The 23,793-nt window shown below is 64.0% G+C and carries 22 protein-coding genes and 1 tRNA gene; 8 read left to right on the top strand and 15 right to left on the bottom strand.

The features are described 5' to 3' along the window. Both ptsP and nagE read left to right on the top strand, forming a co-directional pair. Positions 1-2,637, top strand: coding sequence for a phosphoenolpyruvate--protein phosphotransferase (gene ptsP / locus U5A67_RS00155; protein ID WP_415767490.1), 2,637 nt, complete (start codon positions 1-3; stop codon positions 2,635-2,637). A 185-nt stretch (positions 2,638-2,822) separates the two neighbouring features. After that, the gene (gene nagE, locus U5A67_RS00160; protein ID WP_321815874.1) at positions 2,823-4,574 is read left to right on the top strand and encodes an N-acetylglucosamine-specific PTS transporter subunit IIBC; all 1,752 of its coding nucleotides are present in this window, start codon (positions 2,823-2,825) and stop codon (positions 4,572-4,574) included. Positions 4,575-4,655: 81 nt separating this feature from the next. Here nagE and cydB read toward each other — a convergent pair whose 3' ends face one another. The 4 genes from cydB to rpoH form a co-directional block, all read right to left on the bottom strand. Continuing rightward, complete coding sequence (cydB, locus tag U5A67_RS00165; protein WP_321815875.1) at positions 4,656-5,792, bottom strand: cytochrome d ubiquinol oxidase subunit II; 1,137 nt, start codon at positions 5,790-5,792, stop codon at positions 4,656-4,658. A 31-nt stretch (positions 5,793-5,823) separates the two neighbouring features. Further along, positions 5,824-7,410 (bottom strand): cytochrome ubiquinol oxidase subunit I, encoded by a 1,587-nt coding sequence (locus U5A67_RS00170; RefSeq protein ID WP_321815876.1) that lies wholly within the window; start codon positions 7,408-7,410, stop codon positions 5,824-5,826. Beyond that, complete coding sequence (gene cydP / locus U5A67_RS00175; protein WP_205984065.1) at positions 7,400-7,678, bottom strand: cytochrome oxidase putative small subunit CydP; 279 nt, start codon at positions 7,676-7,678, stop codon at positions 7,400-7,402. The genes U5A67_RS00170 and cydP overlap by 11 nt, the downstream gene beginning before the upstream one ends. Positions 7,679-8,058: 380 nt before the next feature. Then, positions 8,059-9,000 (bottom strand): RNA polymerase sigma factor RpoH, encoded by a 942-nt coding sequence (gene rpoH / locus U5A67_RS00180; protein ID WP_321815877.1) that lies wholly within the window; start codon positions 8,998-9,000, stop codon positions 8,059-8,061. Between the two features lie 617 nt (positions 9,001-9,617). Here rpoH and U5A67_RS00185 point away from each other — a divergent pair. Then, entirely contained in the window at positions 9,618-10,001 is a 384-nt protein-coding gene (locus U5A67_RS00185) for a nuclear transport factor 2 family protein (RefSeq protein WP_205984063.1), read from the top strand. A gap of 149 nt (positions 10,002-10,150) precedes the next feature. On the opposite strand, the gene leuA is transcribed toward U5A67_RS00185, so the two are convergent. From leuA to ybiB, 3 genes are all read right to left on the bottom strand, one after another. Beyond that, entirely contained in the window at positions 10,151-11,797 is a 1,647-nt protein-coding gene (leuA, locus tag U5A67_RS00190; protein WP_321815878.1) for a 2-isopropylmalate synthase, read from the bottom strand. After that, positions 11,787-11,990 carry a hypothetical protein gene (locus tag U5A67_RS00195; protein ID WP_205984061.1) on the bottom strand — a complete coding sequence of 68 codons (204 nt, stop codon included), beginning with the start codon at positions 11,988-11,990 and terminating at the stop codon, positions 11,787-11,789. Before U5A67_RS00195 ends, leuA begins: the two co-directional genes overlap by 11 nt. A 380-nt stretch (positions 11,991-12,370) precedes the next feature. Continuing rightward, positions 12,371-13,342 (bottom strand): DNA-binding protein YbiB, encoded by a 972-nt coding sequence (ybiB, locus tag U5A67_RS00200; RefSeq protein WP_321815879.1) that lies wholly within the window; start codon positions 13,340-13,342, stop codon positions 12,371-12,373. Between the two features lie 263 nt (positions 13,343-13,605). On the opposite strand from ybiB, the gene U5A67_RS00205 reads away from it, so the two are divergent. Further along, positions 13,606-14,304, top strand: a complete 699-nt coding sequence (locus tag U5A67_RS00205) for a fumarylacetoacetate hydrolase family protein (RefSeq protein WP_205984059.1) — start codon at positions 13,606-13,608, stop codon at positions 14,302-14,304. Between the two features lie 46 nt (positions 14,305-14,350). Next, positions 14,351-14,998: a maleylacetoacetate isomerase gene (gene maiA / locus U5A67_RS00210; RefSeq protein WP_321815880.1), complete on the top strand. Its 648-nt coding sequence runs from the start codon at positions 14,351-14,353 to the stop codon at positions 14,996-14,998. A 93-nt stretch (positions 14,999-15,091) separates the two neighbouring features. On the opposite strand, the gene ftsY is transcribed toward maiA, so the two are convergent. After that, positions 15,092-16,255: a signal recognition particle-docking protein FtsY gene (gene ftsY / locus U5A67_RS00215; protein ID WP_321815881.1), complete on the bottom strand. Its 1,164-nt coding sequence runs from the start codon at positions 16,253-16,255 to the stop codon at positions 15,092-15,094. Between the two features lie 321 nt (positions 16,256-16,576). Here ftsY and rsmD point away from each other — a divergent pair, with 321 nt between their 5' ends. The 3 genes from rsmD (at position 16,577) to U5A67_RS00230 (ending at position 18,203) form a co-directional block, all read left to right on the top strand. Continuing rightward, positions 16,577-17,242 carry a 16S rRNA (guanine(966)-N(2))-methyltransferase RsmD gene (rsmD, locus tag U5A67_RS00220; RefSeq protein WP_205984056.1) on the top strand — a complete coding sequence of 222 codons (666 nt, stop codon included), beginning with the start codon at positions 16,577-16,579 and terminating at the stop codon, positions 17,240-17,242. A 119-nt stretch (positions 17,243-17,361) separates the two neighbouring features. Next, positions 17,362-17,862 (top strand): pantetheine-phosphate adenylyltransferase, encoded by a 501-nt coding sequence (gene coaD / locus U5A67_RS00225; protein WP_205984055.1) that lies wholly within the window; start codon positions 17,362-17,364, stop codon positions 17,860-17,862. 83 nt (positions 17,863-17,945) lie between these two features. Continuing rightward, positions 17,946-18,203 (top strand): YfhL family 4Fe-4S dicluster ferredoxin, encoded by a 258-nt coding sequence (locus U5A67_RS00230; protein ID WP_205984054.1) that lies wholly within the window; start codon positions 17,946-17,948, stop codon positions 18,201-18,203. An 84-nt stretch (positions 18,204-18,287) separates the two neighbouring features. Here the strand turns inward: U5A67_RS00230 and hisC are convergent, their stop codons facing one another. The 7 genes from hisC to lolB all read right to left on the bottom strand — a co-directional run bounded on the left by hisC (position 18,288) and on the right by lolB (position 23,793). Further along, on the bottom strand, positions 18,288-19,355 hold the full coding sequence (hisC, locus tag U5A67_RS00235) for a histidinol-phosphate transaminase (protein ID WP_321815882.1): 1,068 nt from the start codon (positions 19,353-19,355) through the stop codon (positions 18,288-18,290). A gap of 68 nt (positions 19,356-19,423) precedes the next feature. Further along, complete coding sequence (pth, locus tag U5A67_RS00240; RefSeq protein WP_167067373.1) at positions 19,424-20,026, bottom strand: aminoacyl-tRNA hydrolase; 603 nt, start codon at positions 20,024-20,026, stop codon at positions 19,424-19,426. Between the two features lie 155 nt (positions 20,027-20,181). Further along, complete coding sequence (locus tag U5A67_RS00245; RefSeq protein WP_205984052.1) at positions 20,182-20,784, bottom strand: 50S ribosomal protein L25/general stress protein Ctc; 603 nt, start codon at positions 20,782-20,784, stop codon at positions 20,182-20,184. Between the two features lie 169 nt (positions 20,785-20,953). Further along, the gene (locus tag U5A67_RS00250; RefSeq protein ID WP_205984152.1) at positions 20,954-21,910 is read right to left on the bottom strand and encodes a ribose-phosphate pyrophosphokinase; all 957 of its coding nucleotides are present in this window, start codon (positions 21,908-21,910) and stop codon (positions 20,954-20,956) included. 64 nt (positions 21,911-21,974) lie between these two features. Then, positions 21,975-22,051: transfer RNA gene (locus U5A67_RS00255), tRNA-Gln, on the bottom strand. A 50-nt stretch (positions 22,052-22,101) separates the two neighbouring features. Continuing rightward, positions 22,102-23,004 (bottom strand): 4-(cytidine 5'-diphospho)-2-C-methyl-D-erythritol kinase, encoded by a 903-nt coding sequence (ispE, locus tag U5A67_RS00260; RefSeq protein WP_321815883.1) that lies wholly within the window; start codon positions 23,002-23,004, stop codon positions 22,102-22,104. Positions 23,005-23,133: 129 nt separating this feature from the next. Further along, a complete protein-coding gene (gene lolB / locus U5A67_RS00265) occupies positions 23,134-23,793 on the bottom strand; it encodes a lipoprotein insertase outer membrane protein LolB (protein WP_321815884.1) in 660 nt (219 codons plus the stop codon).

A 23,793-nucleotide genomic window follows, 5' to 3' on the forward strand; every position in this document is an offset into this window, starting at 1 on the left:
ATGGAACGCATCCAGGAGTCTCGCCTGATGAACCCGGAAAATTCCGCCGATCAGAGCCAGCGCGAGGGCAGCATCGCGCTGGTCGCGCCGCTCACCGGCCCGGTCGTGCCGCTCGCAGCGGTGCCCGATCCGGTGTTCTCGGAAGGCCTGTTCGGCGACGGTATCGGCATCGATCCGCTCGCGGGCAAGCTGCTGTCGCCGTGCGACGGCACCGTCATGCATCTCGCGCGCACCGGCCATGCGGTCACGCTGGAGACCGCCGAAGGCGCGCAGGTGCTCGTGCATATCGGCATCGATACGGTCGAGCTGGGCGGCAAGGGTTTTGCGCCCAAGGTCGAGCAGGGCGCGCAGGTGCGTCGCGGCGACCTGTTGATCGAATTCGATCTCGATGTCGTGGCGTGCGAGGCGCCGAGCCTCGTTTCGGTGATCGCCGTGGCGAACTCCGATGCGTTCGAAGTGATCCAGCGCGCGGGCGCGGGCCATGTGGAAGCGGGCAAGACGCCGCTGCTGGTGCTGCGCGCGCGTGACGGCGCGGCGCACACGGTGGGCGCGGCGGGCAGCGCGAATCTGGTGATGGACGAAGTGCGCCGCAACGTCACGCTCACGCATGCGGGCGGTCTGCATGCGCGTCCGGCGGCGCGGGCGCGCGAAGCGGTGCGCGGCATCGAGGCGCGCGTGGAAGTGCGCTTCGGCGAGCGCAAGGCGGCGATCGAAAGCGTGGTGGGCCTGCTGGGTCTTGGCGCGGGCGAAGGCGCGACGATCGAGCTCGTCGGCATGGGCCGCGAGGCGCAGAAGGCCGTCGATGCGGTCGCCAACGAATTGCTGCGCGCAGCGCCGGGCGAGGGCGGTGAAGCGCCGGCGCGTGCGTTGTCGCCGGCGCCGGCTGCGCTCGTGGCGACTGCGCCCACGGCGACCAGCGCCGCGCCGGGCACGCTCTCGGGCGTGTGCGCGGCGCCGGGCGTGGCGGTCGGCAAGCTGGTGCGCTGGGACGATGCCGATATCGCGCCGGTGGAACTCGCGAGCGGGCCGTCGGCGGCAGAAAGCCGTCTGCTCGACAAGGCCGTTGCCGCGGTGGACGCCGAACTCGACACCTCCGTGCGCGCGGCGTCGCAGCGCGGAGCGATCGGCGAAGCGGGCATTTTCCAGATGCATCGCGTGTTGCTCGAAGACCCCACTTTGATCGACGCGGCGCGCGATCTCATCAGCCTCGGCAAGAGCGCGGGCTTTGCGTGGCGCGAGTCGATCCGCGCGCAGATCGCCGTGCTCGGCAAGGTGGACGATCCGCTGCTCGCGGAGCGTGCCGCCGATCTGCGCGATCTGGAAAAGCGCGTGCTGCGCGCGCTCGCGCTCACCAACGGCACAGCGAATGCAAACGTCACGCGCGAGTTGCCCGACGAAGCCGTGCTGGCCGCCGATGAATTCACGCCTTCGGACCTCGCCACGCTCGATCGCAAGCGGGTGACCGCGCTCGTGATGGCGCGCGGCGGTGCGACCTCGCACGCGGCGATCATCGCGCGTCAGGCGGGCATTCCGGCCATCGTCGCGCTCGGCGATGCGCTGAACCGGATCGCCGAAGGCACGGAAGTGGTGGTGGATGCGGGCGCGGGCCGTCTGCTGCACGCACCCAGCGCGCAGGACATCGAACGTGCGCGCGCGGAGAAGCAACGCCTCGCGGGCGTGCGCGAAGCGAACCGTCTGACCTCGCAGCAGGCCGCCGCTACGCGTGACGGCCATGCCGTCGAAGTCGCGGCGAACATCGCCACGCTCGACGATGCACGCACCGCCGTGGAAAACGGCGCGGACGCCGTGGGCCTGCTGCGCACGGAACTGATGTTCATCCATCGCCAGGCCGCGCCGAGCGTCGACGAGCATCGCGAAAGTTATCAGGCCATCGCGCAGGCGCTGAACGGTCGCACGGCCATCATCCGCACGCTCGACGTGGGTGCAGATAAGGAAGTCGATTACCTCACGCTGCCGCCCGAGCCGAATCCGGCGCTGGGCCTGCGCGGTATTCGCCTCGCCCAGGTGCGCCCCGATCTGCTCGACGATCAGTTGCGCGGTCTGCTCGCGGTCGAGCCGCTCGGCGCGGTGCGCATCCTGCTGCCGATGGTCACCGATGTGGGCGAACTGATCCGCCTGCGCGAACGTATCGATACTTTCGCGAAGGAAGCGGGGCGCACCGGCCGCATCGAAGTGGGCGTGATGATCGAAGTGCCGTCCGCCGCGCTGCTGGCCGATCAACTGGCGCGCCATGCCGATTTCCTCTCGATCGGCACCAACGATCTGACGCAGTACACGCTGGCGATGGACCGTTGCCAGCCCGATCTCGCGGCGCAGGCCGACGGGCTGCATCCGGCCGTGCTGCGCCTGATTGCCGTGGCGGTGGAAGGCGCAAGCAAGCATGGCAAATGGGTGGGCGTGTGCGGCGCGCTGGCGGGCGATCCGCTGGCGGTGCCGCTGCTCGTTGGCCTTGGCATCACGGAGTTGTCGGTCGATCCGGTTTCCGTGCCGACGATCAAGGCGCGCGTGCGCAATCTCGGCTTCAATCAATGCCGCGAACGCGTGTTCGACATCCTTGCGCTCGAATCGGCGCAAGCAGTGCGCGCTGCAAGCCGCGCGCACTGGCCGCTCGACTGATCCGCTCGACCGCGATTCACGCGGTCGGCAGATTCAATCGTTGAGTATCCTGATTAAGTGCACGAAGTCATCGCACTAAGTCATTGCATTAAGCGTCGTTAATCACGCCGGCGCGCGCAGCGATCGCGCGCCGGTTTCTCTCACCTCAATACGTCACGCAAGAGACAGGGACTGGAGGCAGTTCGATGGATGGCAATCCGTTTCTCAAGATACAAAGCCTCGGCCGCGCGCTGATGCTGCCGATCGCAGTGCTGCCCGTTGCGGGCATTCTGCTGCGCTTCGGCCAGAGCGACATGCTCAATATCAAGATCATCGCCGATGCCGGTGGCGCGATCTTCGACAATCTTCCGCTGCTGTTCGCGATCGGCATTGCCGTGGGTTTCGCGAAGGATAACAACGGCGTGGCGGCGCTCGCGGGCGCGCTCGGCTATCTGGTCGAAACCGCCGTGATGAAGGACATCAACGACAAGCTGAACATGGGCGTGCTGTCGGGCGTCGTGGCCGGTGTCGTCGCGGGCATGTTGTACAACCGCTTCAAGGACATCAAGCTGCCCGAGTTCCTGGCGTTCTTCGGCGGCAAACGCTTCGTGCCGATCATCACCGGGCTCGTGTGTCTGTTGCTGGGCGTGATATTCGGCTATGCGTGGGGACCGGTGCAGGCCGTGATCGATACGGCCGGGCACTGGCTCACCACGGCGGGCGCGATCGGCACCTTCGTCTATGGTCTGCTGAACCGTCTGTTGCTGGTGACGGGCCTGCACCACATTCTCAATTCGCTCGTGTGGTTCGTGTTCGGCACCTTCACGCCGGCGGGCGGCGCACCGGTCACGGGCGACCTGCATCGCTTCTTCGCAGGCGACCCCAGCGCGGGCGGCTTCATGGCCGGCTTCTTCCCGGTGATGATGTTCGGCCTGCCGGCCGCATGTCTGGCGATGCTGCACGAAGCGCCGAAGGACAAGCGCGCGATGGTCGGCGGCCTGCTGCTGTCGATGGCGCTCACGTCGTTCCTCACGGGCGTGACCGAGCCGATCGAGTTCACCTTCATGTTCCTCGCGCCGGTGCTGTACGGCATCCACGCGGTGCTCACGGGGCTGTCGCTGGCGATCTGCTCGCTGCTGAACATCAAGCTCGGCTTCACGTTCTCGGCGGGCGCGATCGACTACTTCCTGAACTACGGTCTGTCGACGCATGGCTGGGAAGCGATTCCGCTCGGCCTCGTCTACGCGGTCGTGTATTACGGGCTGTTCCGCTTCTTCATCCGCCGGTTCAATCTGCCGACGCCGGGCCGTGAAGCATCGGCGGGCGACACGGAAATCGCGGCGTCGATGTCGGGCGTGGCGGCGGGCGGTGCCGCATCGGCTTCGCGTGCGGCGCGTTATATCGATGCGCTCGGCGGCGCGGCCAACCTCAAGGTGGTCGATGCGTGCACGACGCGTCTGCGTCTGAACGTGGTGGACCCGGCGCATGTTTCCGAACCGGCGCTCAAGGCGATTGGCGCGCGTGGCGTGCTCAAGCGCGGCGGCGAAAGCGTGCAGGTCATCATCGGGCCGGAAGCGGACATCATCGCCGATGAGATTCGTCGTGAGATTGCGAGTGGGCGTCCTGCGGCTGCGGTCGCTGCGTCGGCCGCGCCTGTGGCCAGCGCCGTGAAGGCAGCACCGGTTGTCGCGGCGGCCGAAGCTGCGGCGGCCGATGCCGGTCCGCTCGATCCCGATCCCTCGCGCTGGCTCGCGGTGCTGGGCGGCGCGGCGAACATCGTGTCGCTCGATGCCGTGGCGTCGACGCGTCTGCGCGTGATCGTGCGCGATCCTTCCGCGGTCGATCGTGCGCGGCTCGGTGCGCTGGATGTGGTGTGGGTGTCGGCGGATACGCTGCACATCGTCGTGGGCAGCGCGGCGTCGCGCTACGCTCAGGCGCTCTCGCTGCAATCGGCTTAAAGATCGGCTTGACGTTCTGCAAGCTCATGAAAAAACCGGCGCCTGGCGCCGGTTTTTTTGTCTCCGCGATGGATTCGGAAATCAGTACAGCGAATTGCGCTTGTCCTCGATCGCCTCGACCGTCACCTTGCCGCGCATGATGCGATACGCCCAGGTCGTATAAGCGAGCACGATCGGCAGGAAGATGATCACGGCGACCAGCATGATTTCCAGCGTCGTCTTGCTCGATGTGGCATCCCACACCGTCAGGCTCGAACGCGGATCGAGCGACGACGGCATGATGAATGGAAACATCGAGAATCCCGCCGTCAGAATCACGCCGATGATCAGCAGCGAAGTGCCCAGGAACGCGGTTTTCTCCAGCCGCGAACCGGCCACCGCGAAGGCGATCACGCCGCCCAGAATGCCGAGGATCGGCGCGATGGCCATCCACGGATACTGCACATAGTTGCTGATCCACAATCCCGTGCCGGGCTCCACGCTCTTCAATAGCGGATTGGCGACCGAATCGTAGGGCGCAGGATTGGTGATCACGAAGCCGCCGATCAGCGTCGCCACCAGCGCGCCCGCCACGATAAATAGCAGTACCGCGATGCCCGCCGTGATGCGCAGCGCCTTCGACGCGCGCGCGGCCACGATGCCGTCGCTTTTCATCTTCACGAACGCCGCGCCGTGTGCGGTGAGCATGGTGAGACTCACGAGCCCGCAGATCAGCGCGAACGGATTGAGCAGCGCCCAGAAGCTGCCGTAGTAGGTCACGCGCAGGTCGCTGTCGTACTGGAACGGCACGCCTTGCAGCAGGTTGCCGAACGCCACGCCAAACACCAGCGCCGGCACGAAGCCGCCGATAAACAGCGCCCAGTCCCACGCGCCGCGCCATTTCGGGTTGTCGCGCTTGCCGCGATAGTCGAAGCCCACGGGCCGGAAAAACAGCGCGAACAGCACGAGCAGCATCGCGAAGTAAAAGCCCGAAAACGACGCCGCATACACGAGCGGCCAGGCCGCGAACATCGCGCCGCCCGCGGTGATCAGCCAGACCTGATTGCCTTCCCAGGTCGCGCCCACCGTGTTGATGACGATGCGGCGCTCCGAATCCGTTTTGCCGATGAAGGGCAGCAGCACGGCCGCGCCCATGTCGAAGCCGTCGGTGAGCGAGAAGCCGATCAACAGCACGCCGATCAGCACCCACCAGATCACTTTGAGCGTTGCGTAGTCCATGGTGTGGTTCCTTAAAGGGCGATGGCGTGGGTCAGGCGACGCGGTTGTCGCTCGTCACCGTGGCGGTGCGCTCGTGGAAATAACGGCCCGTATGCAGCGCGGACGGCCCGAGGCGCGCGTACTTGAACATCAGCGTGATCTCGATGACGAATAGCGCCGTGTAGAACACCACGAAGCCCGCGAGGCTCAGCCACACATCGCCGGGCGCGAGGCTCGAGGCGGAAAGATGCGTCGGCAGCACCTCGGCGATGGTCCACGGCTGGCGGCCCATTTCCGCGACCACCCAGCCGAACTCGGCGGCGAGCCACGGCAGCGGAATCGCCCAGACGACCCAGCGCAGGAACCAGCGCCGGTTGTCCTGCAGCAGCGAGCGCTGCGCGCAGAACCAGAACGCCAGCACGAAGGTCAGCAGGAGCAGCATGCCCAGACCGACCATCACGCGGAACGACCAGAACACCGGCGCGACCGGCGGAATCGAGTGATTCGCGGCCGTCTTGATCTGCTCGGGCGTGGCATCGACGACATTCGGCGCGAACTGCTTCACGAGCAGGCCGTAGCCGAGGTCGGCCTTGTGCGCTTCGAACACGGCGCGGGTGTCGTTATCGGCGCTGCCGTCTTTCATCTTTTGCAGCGCGGCGTAGGCGAGCATGCCGTTCTGGATACGCACTTCGGCGCGGCCCATCAGATCGCGCAGACCGATCACCGGTTCGTCGATCGAGCGCGTCGCAATGATGCCCATGAGATACGGAATGCGGATCGCGTAGTCGGTGCGCTGTTCCTTCTGGTTAGGGATGCCGAACAGCGTGAAGGGCGCGGGCGCCGGAGCAGTGTCCCATTCGGCCTCGATCGCGGCGAGCTTGATCTGCTGCACTTCGCCGGTGCGGTAACCCGATTCGTCGCCGAGCACGATCACGCAGAGCGTCGATGCCAGTCCGAAACCCGCGGCGATGGCAAACGAGCGTAACGCGAATTCGGTATCGCGGCGGCGCAGCAGATACCAGGAGGAAATGCCCAGCACGAACATCGACGCCGTCACATAACCGGCCGACACCGTATGCACGAACTTCACCTGCGCGACCGGATTGAAGATCACCTGGAACAGACTGGTGAGTTCCATGCGCATGGTTTCGTAGTTAAACGAAGCTCCCACCGGGTTCTGCATCCAGCCGTTGGCGATCAGAATCCACAGCGCGGAAAGGTTCGAGCCCAGCGCGACAAAGAACGTGGTGATCAGATGGCCGCCCTTCGTCATGCGGTTCCAGCCGAAGAAGAACAGGCCGACGAACGTCGATTCGAGGAAGAACGCGGCCAGACCTTCCACCGCGAGCGGCACGCCGAAAATATCGCCGACGTAATGCGAGTAGTACGACCAGTTGGTGCCGAACTGGAACTCCATCGTCAGGCCGGTGGTGACGCCCATCACGAAGTTGATCGCGAAGAGCTTGCCCCAGAACTGCGTCATGTCCTTGTAGATCTGCTTGCCGGTCATCACGTAGACCGATTCCATGATCACGAGCAGCCACGAAAGACCCAGCGTGAGCGGGACGAACAGGAAGTGATAGAGCGCCGTGACGCCGAACTGCAGGCGCGAGAGATCTACAGTTTCGCTAATGGGCATGGTGGTCCCCCTGGTGCGCTTGCGGCGGAGTCGACTCGGGCGGCACGGGCACGGAAAGAATCGCCTGTGCGACTTCCGCGGGCCGCATCGACATGTTTTCGGCTTGCGGATGATTGAAGAATGCGTACTTCAGCGCCATCAGCAGCGCGAGCTTGAAGATCAGGACGAGCACGATGTCGCGCGCGAAGGTCGGGCCGCGCGCCCAACGAAGCACGCGCGCGCCCAACTCCGTGGGCATACGGCGGGACTGGCCGGAAGTGGAAAGCATGGCGACGGATGGCTCCTTCCTGTGTCCTGTTTCCGGAGCGCCGGCGCTGGTTGTCAGCGTCGCGAACGCTCGCTTCTCCCTTTTTTATCGATGATTCGTTTGCTAACTACTACGGACTGCTAAGGCATTGCGTGCAGATGTTATAGGTCAGATTGACAGGGTCGAATGCAAAACTGCGCGACACCTTTACCGCTGCCTTCCTTGGATAGGGCGGCATCATCTCGAAAATATCTTATGAGGGAACGCAAAACGACGGCGCGAAGTTGTACGTCGCGTTGTCCGTGCGCGCAAAAAGAAAAAGCCCCGCTCGCAGTGAGCGGGGCTTGTATGTGGCGAAGCCTGGCGCGGGAGGTGAGTCTTAAGACCCGCGCCGTTGTCGATCAGGCATATTCGGCCAGTGCCGTGCGCATCTTCTTCATCGCGCTTGCCTCGATCTGGCGGATACGCTCGGCCGACACGCCGAATTCGTCGGCCAGTTCGTGCAGCGTCGAGCCGCCCGAACCGTCGTCTTCGACGTTCAGCCAGCGCGCTTCGATAATGCGGCGGCTGCGCGCATCGAGCGCTTCCAGTGCGCTGGCGATGCCGTCCGACTGCAGACGGTCGCGCGAACGGGCGGCGAGCACGGCGCTCGGCTCGTTGTGCGAATCGGCCAGCCAGGCGATCGGCGCGAAGGATTCTTCGCCGTCGTCGTTCTGGCCTTCCAGCGCGATGTCGGCACCCGACAGACGCGTTTCCATCTCGACGACTTCTTCGCGCTTGACGTTCAGTTCCTGCGCGAGGCCTTCGATCTCTTCCGGCGTGAACGACTGCAGGCCCTGCTTGTGGCTACGCAGGTTGAAGAACAGCTTGCGCTGCGCCTTGGTCGTGGCGACCTTCACCATGCGCCAGTTGCGCAGGATGTATTCATGGATTTCGGCCTTGATCCAGTGCATGGCGTACGACACGAGTCGAACGTTCTGCTCCGGGTCGAAGCGCTTCACGGCCTTCATCAGGCCGATGTTGCCTTCCTGGATCAGGTCGGCGTGCGGCAGGCCGTAGCCGAGATAATTGCGCGCAATCGAGACGACGAGACGCAGGTGCGAAAGCACCAGGCGGCGCGCGCCTTCAAGATTGTTTTGCTCGCGGAACTCGGTCGCGAACTGGCGCTCCTCTTGCGGCGTCAACATCGGGATCCGGTTCACGGCCTGAATGTAGGCGTCGATGTTGCCCAGCTGGCCGGGCAGCATGGAAGCGTTCGCGAGCGCCAGTACACCCGAACCCCCGGCCTTGGCCGACGACGGGCTAAGCATATTCGGAAGGGTCATGGTCATTGCGTTGCTCACGTAGCGAACTCCTCAGGAATCTTGCAAAAGTCAGACAGCGACTCCACGGTGGATGTTAGCACTCTGAATCAGTGAGTGCTAATTACTTGGAGTCTGTAGGGGCTTCATGGTTCCACTGATGCTATCGAAAACTTGTATCAATAGATTTCAGCGAAACGCTGGCAGGCAAGCTGCACGGGGCCTGCGGCCCGGACGGGTCCGCGCACATCGGCGGGCCGAAGAAAGACTCTAGAACTGGACCGCTTCCACACCGGAAACGGAGGAGAAAAAGGGCTGGAATAGCGCTGCTTCGGAATAATGTTTGCCACGATTCTTATCGTAGCGAGCAGTTCTTAATCTGGTCTTAAACGGCGTTTAAGCGGGTCAGAAGAAGGGCAGGCATTGTGATTCCTGAGCACGATCAATAGACATCGGAATTATCTGAAAGTGCTCGGCTGCGGCATTGGAGCGCGCATTCACGTAGCGCGTGTGCGCTTGCCCACTTATATAAGGGCGCTGCCTTTGATCGCAAGTATCCATGCGCGAAATCCTGGTATAAATTTCAGCCAGGCGCGTGGGGTAAATCTTAGGTGTGAGTAGGCGGAGTCAGGCTGGCTCGCACGCAAGGGGCTCGAGCAATGGCGGCGAAAGTAATCGATGCGATTCGCGGACTGGAGCGCGAGCGGTTCCGCGCGATGGTGGATGGCGACGGCTCGTCGCTGGACCAGCTTCTTTCCGATAGCGCGACCTTCGTGCATACGAACGGCAAGCGCGAAACCAAGCAGCAGTTTATCGACGCGATTACGGCGGGGCGCCGCCGCTATCGCCAGATCGAGATCCAGTCGCAGGACGTGCTGCCGGTGGGCACCGAGACCTGTCTGATCTCGGGCCGCGCGCTCATCGAGATGGAAGCCAACAATGGCGCGCTGCTTTATCCGATTGCCTATACCGCGATCCAGACCCAGGAGGATGGCCACTGGCGTCTGCTCGCGTGGCAGGCGACGCGTTGTGCTCTCGAGTGACGACCGGTAAGTCCACTCGCCGATTCCGCACGTTAAGTGGATCGGGCGCACGCCAGCGGCCCGTTATGCCGCTGGCGCTCAACGGCGCCGCCTTCCTGACTGCTGATACTGCTTCTAAAACTGGCTAAATCCGTCGATCAGGATCAGGCTCAAGCCGCGACGCGGCGGTCGATGTCCTGCCACGCCGCGCGATTGACCGCGCTGACGATGGCGGCGGCGACGGCATGCGCCGCGTCGTCCGCGACCCCTACGCCGTGACGCAGCGTCTGGCCGCCCACGCGGGCGCCCACGAACACCGCGGTGCCGCCTTGCGCCGTGCGCGCGGTTTCATACGACGTGATCTCGATACTTTCGCCGGCCGCTGCGGCAATCGCGGTCGCCACGGCCTGTGCGTGCGTTTCGTCGATCTGCGCGGCGGTGGGCGTCGCCACATCGCGACCCTCGAAGCGCACACGTCCCGCACCCGCATGAACCGCCGGACCTTCGGTTTCGAAGTACTCGCTCGCGAACAGCGCGCAGATCGCCTCGCCGGTGATTTCTTCGCCGGAGGTATCGGTGACCTTCTGCACGGCGTGGCTGAACTCGATCTGCACGCGGCGCGGCGGCGTGAAGCCCATGCCGCGTTCGAGCAGATACGTCGCGCCGCCCTTGCCCGACTGGCTGTTCACGCGGATCACCGCATCGTAGCTGCGGCCGAGATCGGCCGGATCGATCGGCAGATAGGGCACTTCCCACACGGCATCCGGCTGCTGCACGGCAAAACCCTTGCGGATCGCGTCCTGATGCGAGCCCGAAAACGCCGTGAACACGAGGTCGCCCGCATACGGATGACGCGGATGCACGGGAAGCTGATTGCAGCGCTCGACCATGCGGCGCACCGAATCGATATCCGAAAAATCGAGGCCCGGGTCGATGCCCTGCGTGTAGAGATTCATCGCGAGCGTGACGATGTCGACATTGCCGGTGCGCTCGCCGTTGCCGAACAGGCAGCCTTCGATGCGATCCGCGCCCGCGAGCAAGGCCATTTCGGCTGCGGCCACGGCGGTGCCGCGATCGTTATGCGGATGCACGGAGAGCACGATGCTGTCGCGATACGCGAGATTGCGGTCCATCCATTCGATCTGGTCGGCGTAGACGTTGGGCATGGCCGCTTCGACGGTCGCCGGGAGATTGACGATCATCTTGTGATCGCGCGTCGGACGCCACTGCTGCGCGACCGCATCGCAGACTTCGCGGGCGAAGGTCAGCTCGGTCATGCTGAACGTTTCGGGCGAATACTGGTAAATCCAGTGCGTTTGCGGGTTTTTGTCGGCGAATTCGCGGATGATGCGCGTACCTTCGACGGCGAGCGCCTTCACCTGATCCTGCGACTGGCCGAACACGATCTTGCGGAACGACGGGCAGATCGCGTTGTAGAGGTGAACGATGGCGCGCGGCACGCCCTGGAGCGCTTCGAAGGTGCGTGCGATCAGGTCTTCACGCGACTGCACGAGCACTTCGATGGTGACATCGTCGGGAATGCGCTTTTCGTCGATCAGTTTGCGCACGAAATCGAAGTCGGTTTGCGAAGCGGACGGAAAGCCGACTTCGATTTCCTTGAAGCCGATTGCCACGAGCATGTCGAAGAATTCGGTCTTCTGCTCGATGCTCATCGGTTCGATCAGCGACTGGTTGCCGTCGCGCAGATCGGTGCTCATCCAGATCGGCGCGCGTTCGACTGTGCGCGTCGGCCATTTGCGGCCGTTCAGGCGGATGGCGGGGAAAGGGCGGTATTTCTCGGCGGGATTACGCAACATGACGAGCCTCGTTCTTCATGGTGTCGTTTGCGATGGCGGTCGGCAGCGGGCGGCTGGCGGGCTGGCGACGGAGCACGATGCGCGAAACTTCACGCGTTCGGGCGGCAACCTCGAACGCGAAGAAGACGGCCACGGTGACGGCGGTAGCCGGCGCGGCGAAAGCGGACGTGAACGATGCCCATGCAACGTGCATTTTGACCTCGCGACTCGTCCGAACGGTAAGCGGACGAATGCAGACGACAGGTTGTAGAGATACAGCGGATTTGGGGTACTGCGAGAACTGCTTTGGGAGGACCGCGGTGACCGGAGAGGTGGTCGTTGCGGCGCTACACCAGCTTTAGGCTAGGCGTAGCGATAGGGCCGATAGTAGGCCGTGGGCAATGCGGAGGGTGTTCGGGAAGGAACGCATTCGTCCAATGTAAATCAGGGCGGATGCGCGTGTCAACAGGGAATTGACAGATCGGCGGCGGGAAGATGCCGGAAGTTGGCCGACGAAGCGCGCCGATGTAGCTTTCGCAATCGCGCGGGTCGCCCGCCCCGCGCGGCTTTCGGCGAATTGATGCGGCGCAGGCTTTAGCGTCGGGCGATGCGCTTGATCGTCTCGATCTGACGGACGATGGCGTCGGGCACCGGCGCATCGCCGCGCAGCACCTCGGCGATCCACGCGGCGGTCGTGGCGGCGTCGCGGGCTTCAGGCAGATCGACTTCGGGCGCGTCCGGCGACGAACGCTCCGGCTCGATCAGCGTTTCGCAGATGCCATCGTGCAGCCAGTCCACCTGCACCTGGCGACGCGTATCGGCGACGGCTTCGCCTTCGGTGCCGCGCGCGAGCAGTGCGCCGCCCACGGCGGCATCCGGGTGCGCCGAGAACAGGGCGCTCAGGCTTTCGCGATACGGCGGATGCGTGTAGTTGACGAGGCGCAGACCCGGCAGCGCGAACGGCTGCAGCAGTTTCACCAGCGTGTGCGTGGAGTTGCGCACACCCATGCGCCGACGCAGCGAAAGCAGCCGCGCGAGTTGCGGCGCGAGCGTTTCGATCGGCGCGAACGCGACTTTTTGAGCGGCCAGTTGCGCTTCGATCTGCGCATGATCGCGGGCGGCGGGCTGGTTCAGCGCCGCGAAAATCTCCGCGCTGGTGACGCGGCCCGGATCGGTGACCACGCCATGCACGAGCGTCGGCACGCCTTCGCGCGCGAGCAGCAGCGCGAGCAGCGGCACGAGATTGGGCTGCTTGCGCGCGCCGTTGTAGCTCGGAATCGACACCGCACGATAGTCGCCTCCGGCCACCACGAGCGGCGCGAACGAGGCGTGCGCGGCGGCCAGCATCGCGGCCAGTTCCTCGGCGGTTTCGCCCTTCAGGCGGTAGGCGAGCAGGACCGCGCCCAGTTCGAGATCGGACACGCGGCCGTCGAGCATCGCCGCGTAGAGCGCGTGCGTGTCGTCGGGCGACAAGGAGCGCGCACCGTGCGGCCCGCGGCCGATCTCCTTGATGAAGCGGGCGCAGGAGAAGGGGGCGTTGGTATCGGCGGATTCGGGGGCGTTCATGGCAGCGTGGGGCGGAGCCGGCGGCGCGCGCTGCTCCGGGTCAAGTTGGAGATGTCGGGGATGCAGGAAGTATCGCACGACCCGCGCGGCCCAGCCCGACGCAGTGAGAGCCGCAATGACCGCAGCAGCAAGCGTCGCGCCGCCAGGATTGCCGCGGCGTGCTGACGCCTCTTGTTCAGCGCGCGTTACACTCGTGCGTTGCGCCAGGCCGCGCGCGAATCCCTCGGCGCAGACCCGGCATCATCAAGAAGACGGAGATTTCGATGACTTACGTATTCGATCCGGCGCCGCTCGCCGCCGTGCCGGTCGCTGGCAGCGACGCGCGCTTTCCGGTGCGCCGCATCTACTGTGTTGGCCGCAATTACGAGGCGCATGCGCGCGAGATGGGCCACGATCCGAACCGCGAACCGCCGTTCTTCTTCGCCAAGCCCGCCGACGCCGTGCTCTACGTCGCGCCCGGCACGACCGCCGATTTTCCGTACCCGGACCAGTCGCAGAACGTGCACTTCGAAATGGAACTGGTCGCTGCGATCGGCAAGGGCGGGAAAAACATTCCCGTCGAAAGCGCGCTCGATCACGTGTTTGGTTACGCACTCGGCCTCGACATGACGCGCCGCGATCTGCAGGCGGAAGCGAAAAAGCTCGGCCGTCCGTGGGATACCGCGAAGGGTTTTGACCATTCGGCGCCTATCGGCCCGATTCATCCGGTTGCGCAGGTCGGCCAGATTGGCGCGGGCGCGATCTGGTTGAAGGTGAACGGCGAAGAAAAGCAGCGCTCGGACATTTCGCAGCTGATCTGGCCGGTTGCCGACACGATCGCGTTCCTTTCCACGCTGTTTGAGCTGAAGGCCGGCGACCTGATTTACACGGGCACGCCTGAAGGCGTGGGCGCCGTGAAGCCCGGCGACGTCATGACGGGCGGCGTGGACGGCATCGGCGAATTTGCCGTGCGTGTGGTCTGAAAGCGCGCGCCTGATAACACTCAGCCAGAGAGCGTGAGAGGAAAGCATGAAGCTTTACAGCTATTTCCGCAGTTCTGCGTCGTATCGCGTGCGAATTGCGCTGAACCTGAAGAATCTGCCCTACGAGACCGTGCCCGTGCATCTGCTGCGCGACGGCGGCGAGCAGCTGAAGCCCGAGTACCGCACGCTCAATCCCGACGGGATCGTGCCCACCTTCGTCGACGACGATAATCACGCGATCCAGCAGTCGCTCGCGATCATCGAGTATCTCGAAGAGACGCATCCCGAGCCGGCGCTGCTGCCGAAGTCGCCCGCCGACCGGGCGCACGTGCGCTCGCTGGCGCTGCAGATTGCCTGCGAGATTCACCCGGTCAACAACCTGCGCGTGCTGAAGTACCTCAAGCACACGCTGGGCGTCGACGATGCGGCCAAAGACGCGTGGTATCGCCACTGGATCGAAAGCGGCTTCGAAACGCTGGAAGCGCGGCTGGCCAGCGACGCGCGCACGGGCAAGTTCTGCTTCGGCGATACGCCGACGCTCGCCGATCTGTGCCTCGTGCCGCAGGTGTTCAACGCAAATCGCTTCAAGATCGACACCACGCGTTACCCGACGATCCAGCGCATCTGCGATCACGCGTCGCAACTCGATGCCTTTGCGCGCGCGGCGCCAGGCGCGCAGCCTGACGCGGAATAAGCTCGCGTTCGCGTGAGTTGGATGGAAAAAGGGCGCCGTTCGTGAGAGCGGCGCCCTTTGTTTTGAGCGGTGCGGCGACAGCGTTGGCGCTGATCAGTTGCCGAGCAGCGCGTCCGCGAATTCTTCGGCGACGAACGGTTGCAGATCTTCGACCTTCTCGCCCACGCCGATGAAATACACCGGCACCGGACGCTGGCGCGCAATCGCCGCCAGAATGCCGCCCTTGGCCGTGCCGTCGAGCTTGGTCACGATCAGGCCGGTGAGGCCCAGCGCATCGTCGAAAGCTTTCACCTGGGTCAGCGCGTTCTGGCCCGTGTTGGCGTCGATCACCAGCAGGACTTCGTGCGGCGCGCCATCGAAAGCCTTGCCGATCACGCGCTTGACCTTCTTCAACTCGTCCATCAGGTGCAACTGGGTCGGCAGACGGCCGGCCGTATCGGCCATCACGACGTTGATGCCGCGCGCGCGCGCCGCGTTCACGGCGTCGAAAATCACCGCGGCCGGGTCGCCGCTTTCCTGCTGCACGACGGTCACGTTGTTGCGCTCGCCCCAGATCGTCAACTGCTCGCGCGCGGCGGCGCGGAACGTGTCGCCGGCGGCCAGCAGCACGCTCTGGTCGAAGCTCTGCAGATGCTTGGCGAGCTTGCCGATGCTGGTGGTCTTGCCCGCACCGTTCACGCCCGCGATCATCATCACGAGCGGCTGCGCGCGGCCGAGCATCAGCGAGCGCTCGAGCGGCTTGAGCAGATCGATCAGCAACTGGCGCAGCGCGGTCTTCACCTGTTGCGCTTCGGTCAGGCGATCGGCGCGCACTTTCTGGCGCAGCGTGTCGAGCAGATATTCGGTGGCGTCCACGCCCGCGTCGGACATCAGCAGCGCGGTTTCGAGCTCTTCGTAGAGATCGTCGTCGATCTTCGCGTTGACGAAGATGCTCTGGATATTCGAGCCGGTCTTCGACAGCCCCGACTTCAGACGCGTGAGCCAGGATTTCTTGGCGCTCGCGTCTTGCACGGGCGGCGGCACGATTTCGACGGTTTCGAATTCGTCGACATCGCTTTCGTTGACGTCGCTTACGTTGACGCTGGCGGCTTGCGGCGCAGGCGCCGGGGCGCTCGTGATGGGCGCGGGCGCTTCAGGGGCTGTCTCGGCGGCTGCAGGCGCTTCGTCGTGTGCGGCTTCGGCTTCGCTCGCGGCGGACTCGGCTGCCTCGTTTTCGGCGCCCTTCGAGCCCCGGAGTCGTTTGAAGAAACTGAACATGATCTGGTGTGGTGGGGTCGCGTTGCGGGTCTGACCGAGGGACGGTCATCGACGTCGAAAATACGGGCAACGCGTGGAAAACACAGCATTTTATCAGGCGTCCCCGCGCGCGTCGCCGCGGCGCGCCTGGCGCGCATGCGACCGTTGCGGGCGCCGTATGCTGGCTATCAGGCCTCGGGGTTGCGGATCGGGTTGCGGTGAGCAGGCGGCCCTGTGGTAACGTTCGCGCAATGGCCGGTGCGGCGCGGGCGACATGCGCTTTGCACGCCCAGGCACAAGCCGCACCGATCCCTCCGCTCTAACAGATTGACTTCAACACGTATGGGCCGTTCAACATTGTCACGTCCGGAAGACTTCAAAGCCGCTGAAAAGCAGGCCGCGAAGCCTGCCGCCAAACCCGCCTCAAAGGCGCCAGTCAACGCCCCGCACGCGATCCGCATCATCGGCGGCGAGTGGAAACGCACGCCGCTGCCGGTGCTCAATCTCGACGGCCTGCGCCCCACGCCCGACCGTGTGCGCGAAACGCTGTTCAACTGGCTCGGCCAGAATCTGGACGGCCAGCGCTGCCTCGATCTGTTCGCGGGCAGCGGCGCGCTCGGCTTCGAGGCGGCGTCGCGCGGAGCCGCGCGCGTCGTGATGGTCGAGCGCAGCGCCCGCGCGGCCGCTCAGCTGCGCGCGAACCAGGCGCGCCTGGGTGCACGCATGATCGAGATCGCCGAAGCCGACGCATTGCGGCTCGCCGCCAACCTCGCGCCGGGCTCGTTCGACGTGGTGTTTCTCGACCCGCCGTTCGGCGACACCGCGCTGTTCCAGCGCGCGCTCGAACTGGCCGCGCCGCTCGTGGCGTCCGACGGCTGGCTCTACGTCGAGTGCGGCGACGCGCTCGATCCCGCCACGCAGCCCGCGCTGGCGGGTTGGAGCGTGGTGCGCGAGGGCAAGGCCGGTGCGGTTCGCTATCATTTGCTGCAGCGCGAAAATGAGGAATAATGCGCGTTCGATAACGAAGCGGGCGGGCGCCCAGGGGCGTCACGCAAGCACTCGCGCATGCCGTGCATACCGTCAGCGGCGTTGCAATGCGCCCCATTTCTGTTGAGAGGAGAAGCCTCATGGTAGTCGCCGTGTACCCCGGTACGTTCGATCCGCTCACGCGCGGTCACGAAGATCTCGTGCGGCGCGCATCGAGCATTTTCGACACGCTGGTGGTCGGCGTGGCCGACAGCCGCAACAAGAAGCCGTTCTTCTCGCTCGACGAAAGGCTCGAAATTGCCCACGAGGTGCTCGGTCATTATCCGAATGTGCAGGTGATGAGTTTCAAGGGGCTGCTGAAGGATTTTGTGCGCAGCAACAACGCGCGCGTGATCGTGCGCGGCCTGCGTGCGGTGTCGGATTTCGAGTACGAATTTCAGATGGCGGGCATGAACCGCTATCTGCTGCCGGACGTCGAGACCATGTTCATGACGCCGTCGGATCAATATCAGTTCATTTCGGGCACGATCGTGCGCGAAATCGCCCAGTTGGGCGGCGATGTCAGCAAGTTCGTGTTTCCGTCAGTGGAAAAGCGTCTGCAGGACAAGGTCGCGGCGCTCGGCGCAGCGCCTAAAGTCTGACCTCGCAGGCATTTCGCGAGGCCGGCAAGCGCAGGGCCGCAGCGTTATAATGTGTTGTTTTTTAAGGGAAACGCGAGAGAAGTATGGCCCTGATGATTACCGACGAGTGCATCAATTGCGACGTCTGCGAGCCCGAGTGCCCGAACGACGCGATTTCGATGGGCCCGGAAATCTACGTGATCGACCCGAACAAATGCACGGAGTGCGTCGGCCATTTCGACGAGCCGCAATGCATCCAGGTGTGTCCGGTTGAGTGCATCCCGAAGAATCCCGAGCACATCGAGTCGCAGGAGCAGTTGATGCAGAAGTACGAGACGCTGACGGCGACGAAAAACGCCTGAAGCTGCACGAACTGCTGCTGCAAAGAGAAAACGCGCCCAAGGGCGCGTTTTTTTATGGCTGGACGCGGGAAAGCGCCTCGGTTTTTACACGAGGATGGCTTTGAGCGCTTCGACCAGCGTGTCGCATTCGGCATCGGTGCCGACCGTGATGCGCAGATGCTGGTTGATACGCGGCGCGTTGAAGTGGCGCACGAAGATCTCCTGCTCGCGCAGCTTCGCCGAAATCGCCGCGGCGTCGTGCTTCGGATGCTTCGCGAACACGAAGTTCGCCGCCGAAGGCACGATCGCGAAGCCCAGCGTTTCGAGCGCAGCCGTCAAGCGCTCACGGCTCGCGATCACGCGTTCACAGGTCGACTTGAAGTACGCATCGTCTTCGTACGCGGCCGTGGCCGCCGCCTGCGCGAGGCGATCGAGCGGATACGAATTGAAGCTGTCCTTCACGCGGTTGAGCGCGTCGATCAGATCGGCGTGGCCGAACGCGAAGCCCACTCGCATGCCCGCGAGCGAGCGCGACTTCGAGGTCGTGTGCACGACCAGCAGATTCGGATAGCGATCGATCAGCGCAATCGCCGATTCCGCGCCGAAATCCACATAGGCTTCATCGACGATCACGGGCACGTTCGGGTTGCCCGCGACCAGACGCTCGACTTCGGCGAGCGACAGCGCGTGGCCCGTCGGCGCATTCGGATTCGGGAAAATCACCCCGCCGTTCGGCTTGAGGTAATCGTCCACGCGAATCTCGAATTTGTCGTCGAGCGGCACGGTTTCGAACTCGACTTCGTACAGGCGCGCGTAGGTCGGATAGAAGCTGTAGCTGATGTCCGGGAAGAGGATCGGCTTGTCGTGCTTGAGCAGCGCCTGGAAGGCGTGGGCGAGCACTTCGTCGGAGCCGTTGCCCACGAACACCTGATCGGCGCGCAGGCCGTGATGCGCGGCCACGGCGGCGCGCAGGCGCTTCGCGACCGGATCGGAATAGCGGCGCAGCGATTCGCCATGCTCGCCCAGTTCGGCGCGAATCGCTTCGGGCACGCGCGGCGAGGGCGGGTACGGGTTCTCGTTGGTGTTCAGCTTCACCGGATGCGCGAGCGCCGGCTGTTCGCCGGGCACGTAAGGCACGAGACGGTGGACGATGTCACTCCAGAAACGACTCAAGACGCTCTCCTTGCTTCGAATTGACCAGCGGCGCGCGGCCGCCTGGTCGGCTGTGCCGCGCGCGAAAATCAGCCGTTGCGATGCAGCAGCATCACAGCGCGTTCGGTTTCGCCCTTGACGAAGGTGGGCATGATGGCGAGCGAGCGCTCGATCGACGCATCGATCACGTCCTGCTCCTCGCGGCGCGGCGGCTTCAGCACGAAATTCGCCACATCGGGCTTCGCGCCGGCGCGTGCGCCTTCGGGAATCAGGTCGCGCGGATGGCCGATGCCGATGCGCAAACGCCAGTAATTCTGCGTCGACAGATGCGCGGAAATGTCCTTCAGGCCGTTGTGGCCGCCGCTGCCGCCGCCGAGCTTGAGCTTGACGGTGCCGGGCGACAGATCGAGTTCGTCATGCGCGACGAGGATTTCATCGGGCAGGATCTTGAAGAAGTTCGCCACCGCGACGACCGACTGGCCCGAGCGGTTCATATAGGTCTGCGGCTCGAGCAGATGCACTTCCTCGCCGTAGAGGCGCGCTTTCGCGTAATGGCCGTGGAAGCGGCGCTCGTCGCGCAGCGTCGTGCCGGCTTCGCGCGCGAGCTGGTCCACGAGCCAGAAGCCCGCGTTGTGGCGCGTCGCCGTGTATTCGGCGCCCGGATTGCCGAGCCCGACGATCAACCTGATCATGTTGGGTGTTCCGCCTGCGTAAATCGCTTAATGGATTCGCAAGTGTACGGAAGAGTCGAAAAGAGTGCGAAAAAAAACCCGCCGGGGCTAACCGCGGCGGGTCACTTCGACCGTTTTATGCAAACGGATCGAGAGGATCGGCTGTTGCCGGCTGATTACTCAGCAGCAGCTTCGCCTTCAGCAGCAGCTTGCGCGCCAGCCGGAACCGGTGCCGAAGCGACGACCGGGTTTTCGACTTCAACGTGCTGAACCAGCGTCACGCCTGCGGGCAGGGTGATGTCCTTGGCGTGCAGCGACTGGCCGGCTTCAATCTTTGCCAGGTCGACTTCGAGGAACTCCGGCAGTTGGGCCGGGAGGCACTGGACTTCGATTTCAGCCAGAACGTGCGAGATGATCGCGCCACCCGTCTTCACAGCCGGGTTGGTTTCCTGGTTCAGGAAGTGCAGCGGCACCTTCGTGTGGATCTTCTTGCTCGGGTCAACGCGCTGGAAGTCCACGTGCAGCACGAGCTGACGGAACGGGTGGTATTGCACGTCGCGCAGCAGAACTTGTTGCGACTTGCCTGCCACTTCGAGCTCGAGGATCGACGAGTGGAAAGCTTCTTTCTTCAGGGCGTGCCACAGCGCGTTGTGATCGACTTCGATCAGTTCCGGCTCAGCGCCGACACCGTAAACGATGCCAGGGGTCTTGCCAGCGATGCGCAGGCGGCGGCTCGCACCCGTACCTTGCAGGTTACGCTCGAAAGCGATGACTTTCATGGTGTTCTCTTTTCAATGCACTGCCCGCGACCAGGCAGTAAATAAAACGGGGTCCTTTCGGCGATTTGCCAGAAGGCCCCCGACGATGCAGCGCAAACCTTCGTCCGCTTGCGCTGATTACACGAAGGCGCGGCATCCTTGCGAATGCCGCGCCTTCGCGCCAATCTTTTTAGCTTTCCGCGAACAGCGACATCACCGAGTCGCCGCGACGGATACGCGAGAACGTTTCTGCCAGCAGACCGGCGCTCGTGAGCGCGCGGATCTTCGGGCACGCACGGGCTTCTGCGCCCAGCGGAATCGTGTCGGTCACGACCAGTTCGTCCAGAGCCGAAGCAGCGATACGCTCGCCTGCGCCACCCGAGAGAACCGGGTGCGTAGCGTAAGCGAATACCTGCTTGGCGCCGCGTTCTTTCAGCACTTGCGCTGCCTTGCAGAGCGTGCCGGCGGTGTCGACCATGTCGTCCATGATCACGCAGGTGCGGCCTTCGACTTCACCGATGATGTTCATCACTTCGGCGACGTTCGCCTTCGGACGACGCTTGTCGATGATCGCGAGATCGCAACCCAGCTGCTTGGCGAGCGCACGGGCGCGCACCACGCCGCCGACGTCCGGCGAAACGACCAGCAGGTTCTCGTAGTTCTGCTTGCGCAGATCGCCGAGCAGCACGGGCGTAGCGTAGATGTTGTCGACGGGAATATCGAAGAAGCCCTGGATCTGGTCAGCGTGCAGATCCATCGTGATGATCCGCTCGACGCCCGCGATTTCCAGCATGTTCGCCACGACCTTCGCCGAGATGGCGACGCGCGCCGAACGGGGGCGTCGGTCTTGACGGGCATAGCCGAAGTAGGGGATGGCTGCGGTGATCCGGCCAGCAGATGCGCGCTTGAGCGCATCGACCATGATCATCAGTTCCATCAGGTTATCGTTGGTCGGTGCGCAGGTCGACTGAAGGACGAAGACGTCCTTACCGCGCACGTTTTCCTGGATTTCGACCTGGATTTCACCGTCGGAGAAGCGGCTAACCATAGCCTTACCGAGGGGAATACCGAGGGTCTTGACGACTTCCTGTGCAAGCGCGGGATTTGCGTTGCCAGTAAAAACCATCAGGCCGTCATGGCTGCTCATCATGCACCTGCTGCGGACTTGGGGGGGCGAGAGGAACTACTTGGGCGAACTACTTTAGAATTTTTGGCAGGGGAGGAAGGACTCGAACCCTCGCATGCCGGAATCAAAATCCGGTGCCTTAACCAACTTGGCGACTCCCCTACACTCAACTTCGAGCCTGACTGACCGGTAGGACGATCAGCCACGCAAAACTATGACGCGAAAGTGAAGAGTGGATGCTTGTCCAGACTCGAGGTGACTGCGCTTCTCCAGTTCGGCTGTTCCGCAAGCAGTTTGGCCTGAGCCGATTCTGCTTCGTTCCGACTGGCGAATGCTGCGAAGACGCTTGCACCCGATCCGGTCATCCGCGCTGGCGCGACACTGTTTGATACATCATCAAACCATCGCAGCACTTGCGCTACTTCCGCGTATTTTCCTGCGACAACCGCTTGCATATCGTTATGACCGAAGCTATCTGGCCATCCCTGCTGCGTTGCTTGCTGTGCAAGAAAGAATGCTATTGTGCAGTGCTGTGTGTCCCTTGTCAACTGCTTTTCCGAGAAAATTTCGGCGGTAGGGACATGCGCCTGCGGCGTAACCACCAGAAAGTGGCGTGCCGGCAATTCTACCGCCTGTAGCGCTTCGCCCACGCCTTCTGCGAACGCGTTCTTGCCGAACACGAAAAAGGGCACATCCGCACCCAGCTTCAGGGCGAGCGCCTGCAGGGTTTCGCGCGGCAGATTCAATTTCCACAGACGGTTGAGCGCGAGCAGCGTGGTCGCCGCGTCCGAGCTGCCGCCACCGAGACCCGCGCCCATCGGCAGGCGTTTTTCGATGTCGATTTCGACGCCTTCCTGGGTGCCCGTGTGCTGCTTGAGTAAGGTCGCGGCGCGCACCGTGAGATCGGTTTCGGCGGGCACGCCGTCGACTTCCGTCGTGCGCGTGATGCGGCCGTCCTGACGACGCGTGAAATGCAGCGTATCGCCCCAGTCGAGCAACTGGAATACGGTCTGGAGATTGTGATAGCCATCCGGGCGGCGGCCCGTGATGTGCAGGAAGAGATTGAGTTTCGCGGGCGCGAGGCAGCCGCGCAGCGAGTCTTGAGTTTCGGTCATGATGCCTGGTGCCCGGCTTCGCGCGCTTTGACGCCTGCGCCGGGCCGGCGAGAGAGGCGTGCGGCGCGTGCCGGGCGCATTCCTGGATTTACCTGGGTTATCTGGATTACGCCTGGGTGTGCGTGTGCGTTACTGATCGATCACGAGCTTGATCTGCAGCGGCGGATCTTCGCGCGTGAGGTTCACGCGTTTGACGCCGCTAGCCGGCGCGTCCGCGTAAGCGAGATAGTCGATGGTCCAGCCATCCTGCTCGATCTTCGAGAGGCGCTGCGGATTCTGCGGATCGGGCGTCGTATGAGCGCGCGAATCCGGTGCCGCCGACGGCTGCAGCCAGTAGCGCAATCCTTCCACCGGCAGCGCGAAGCCCAGCGCCTGCTGCATCAACGTGCTGGTGTTATCGGCGGTCAGCGGCTGCTTGTTCGGCAGTTCCAGCGTGGCCTGGCCCGGCGCCGACGTCACGATCGCCAGCGTTTGCCCAAGCGGATTGAGCAGTTGCAGCGTGACGGTCGAGTCGGTTTCGCGCCAGTCGAAATTGCCGTAGGCGTTACGTTGCTGGCCGTTCTGATCGTTGTACTGGATCGCGAAGCGGCCGTGCCAGGCGCGCGACGTCTGCGTCGTGAGCGAGGTGGTCGCGCGCGCGGTGGACGGCTGGTGCGGCGTTTGCGTCGCGCAGCCCGCGAGGGCGAGCAGCGCGGCGGCGGCGGCAACACCCCGCGCCAGCGCCGGGCGCCGGATCAGGCGCCCGGACAGACCAGAGTGCGAGCCTTGATGCAGTTGAAGTTCAGCCAT

Source organism: Paraburkholderia sp. J69-1 (assembly GCF_905220255.1).
Classification (GTDB): Bacteria; Pseudomonadota; Gammaproteobacteria; order Burkholderiales; family Burkholderiaceae; genus Paraburkholderia.

What these genes read in the sequence shown, in the direction of transcription:
- ptsP (WP_415767490.1), top strand. Translation starts at nt 1, where the DNA reads ATGGAACGCATCCAGGAGTCTCGCCTGATGAACCCGGAAAATTCCGCC.
- nagE (WP_321815874.1), top strand. Translation starts at nt 2,823, where the DNA reads ATGGATGGCAATCCGTTTCTCAAGATACAAAGCCTCGGCCGCGCGCTG.
- cydB (WP_321815875.1), bottom strand. Translation starts at nt 5,792, where the DNA reads ATGGACTACGCAACGCTCAAAGTGATCTGGTGGGTGCTGATCGGCGTG.
- U5A67_RS00170 (WP_321815876.1), bottom strand. Translation starts at nt 7,410, where the DNA reads ATGCCCATTAGCGAAACTGTAGATCTCTCGCGCCTGCAGTTCGGCGTC.
- cydP (WP_205984065.1), bottom strand. Translation starts at nt 7,678, where the DNA reads ATGCTTTCCACTTCCGGCCAGTCCCGCCGTATGCCCACGGAGTTGGGC.
- U5A67_RS00185 (WP_205984063.1), top strand. Translation starts at nt 9,618, where the DNA reads ATGGCGGCGAAAGTAATCGATGCGATTCGCGGACTGGAGCGCGAGCGG.
- leuA (WP_321815878.1), bottom strand. Translation starts at nt 11,797, where the DNA reads ATGTTGCGTAATCCCGCCGAGAAATACCGCCCTTTCCCCGCCATCCGC.
- U5A67_RS00195 (WP_205984061.1), bottom strand. Translation starts at nt 11,990, where the DNA reads ATGCACGTTGCATGGGCATCGTTCACGTCCGCTTTCGCCGCGCCGGCT.
- ybiB (WP_321815879.1), bottom strand. Translation starts at nt 13,342, where the DNA reads ATGAACGCCCCCGAATCCGCCGATACCAACGCCCCCTTCTCCTGCGCC.
- U5A67_RS00205 (WP_205984059.1), top strand. Translation starts at nt 13,606, where the DNA reads ATGACTTACGTATTCGATCCGGCGCCGCTCGCCGCCGTGCCGGTCGCT.
- maiA (WP_321815880.1), top strand. Translation starts at nt 14,351, where the DNA reads ATGAAGCTTTACAGCTATTTCCGCAGTTCTGCGTCGTATCGCGTGCGA.
- ftsY (WP_321815881.1), bottom strand. Translation starts at nt 16,255, where the DNA reads ATGTTCAGTTTCTTCAAACGACTCCGGGGCTCGAAGGGCGCCGAAAAC.
- rsmD (WP_205984056.1), top strand. Translation starts at nt 16,577, where the DNA reads ATGGGCCGTTCAACATTGTCACGTCCGGAAGACTTCAAAGCCGCTGAA.
- coaD (WP_205984055.1), top strand. Translation starts at nt 17,362, where the DNA reads ATGGTAGTCGCCGTGTACCCCGGTACGTTCGATCCGCTCACGCGCGGT.
- U5A67_RS00230 (WP_205984054.1), top strand. Translation starts at nt 17,946, where the DNA reads ATGGCCCTGATGATTACCGACGAGTGCATCAATTGCGACGTCTGCGAG.
- pth (WP_167067373.1), bottom strand. Translation starts at nt 20,026, where the DNA reads ATGATCAGGTTGATCGTCGGGCTCGGCAATCCGGGCGCCGAATACACG.
- U5A67_RS00245 (WP_205984052.1), bottom strand. Translation starts at nt 20,784, where the DNA reads ATGAAAGTCATCGCTTTCGAGCGTAACCTGCAAGGTACGGGTGCGAGC.
- U5A67_RS00250 (WP_205984152.1), bottom strand. Translation starts at nt 21,910, where the DNA reads ATGAGCAGCCATGACGGCCTGATGGTTTTTACTGGCAACGCAAATCCC.
- ispE (WP_321815883.1), bottom strand. Translation starts at nt 23,004, where the DNA reads ATGACCGAAACTCAAGACTCGCTGCGCGGCTGCCTCGCGCCCGCGAAA.
- lolB (WP_321815884.1), bottom strand. Translation starts at nt 23,793, where the DNA reads ATGGCTGAACTTCAACTGCATCAAGGCTCGCACTCTGGTCTGTCCGGG.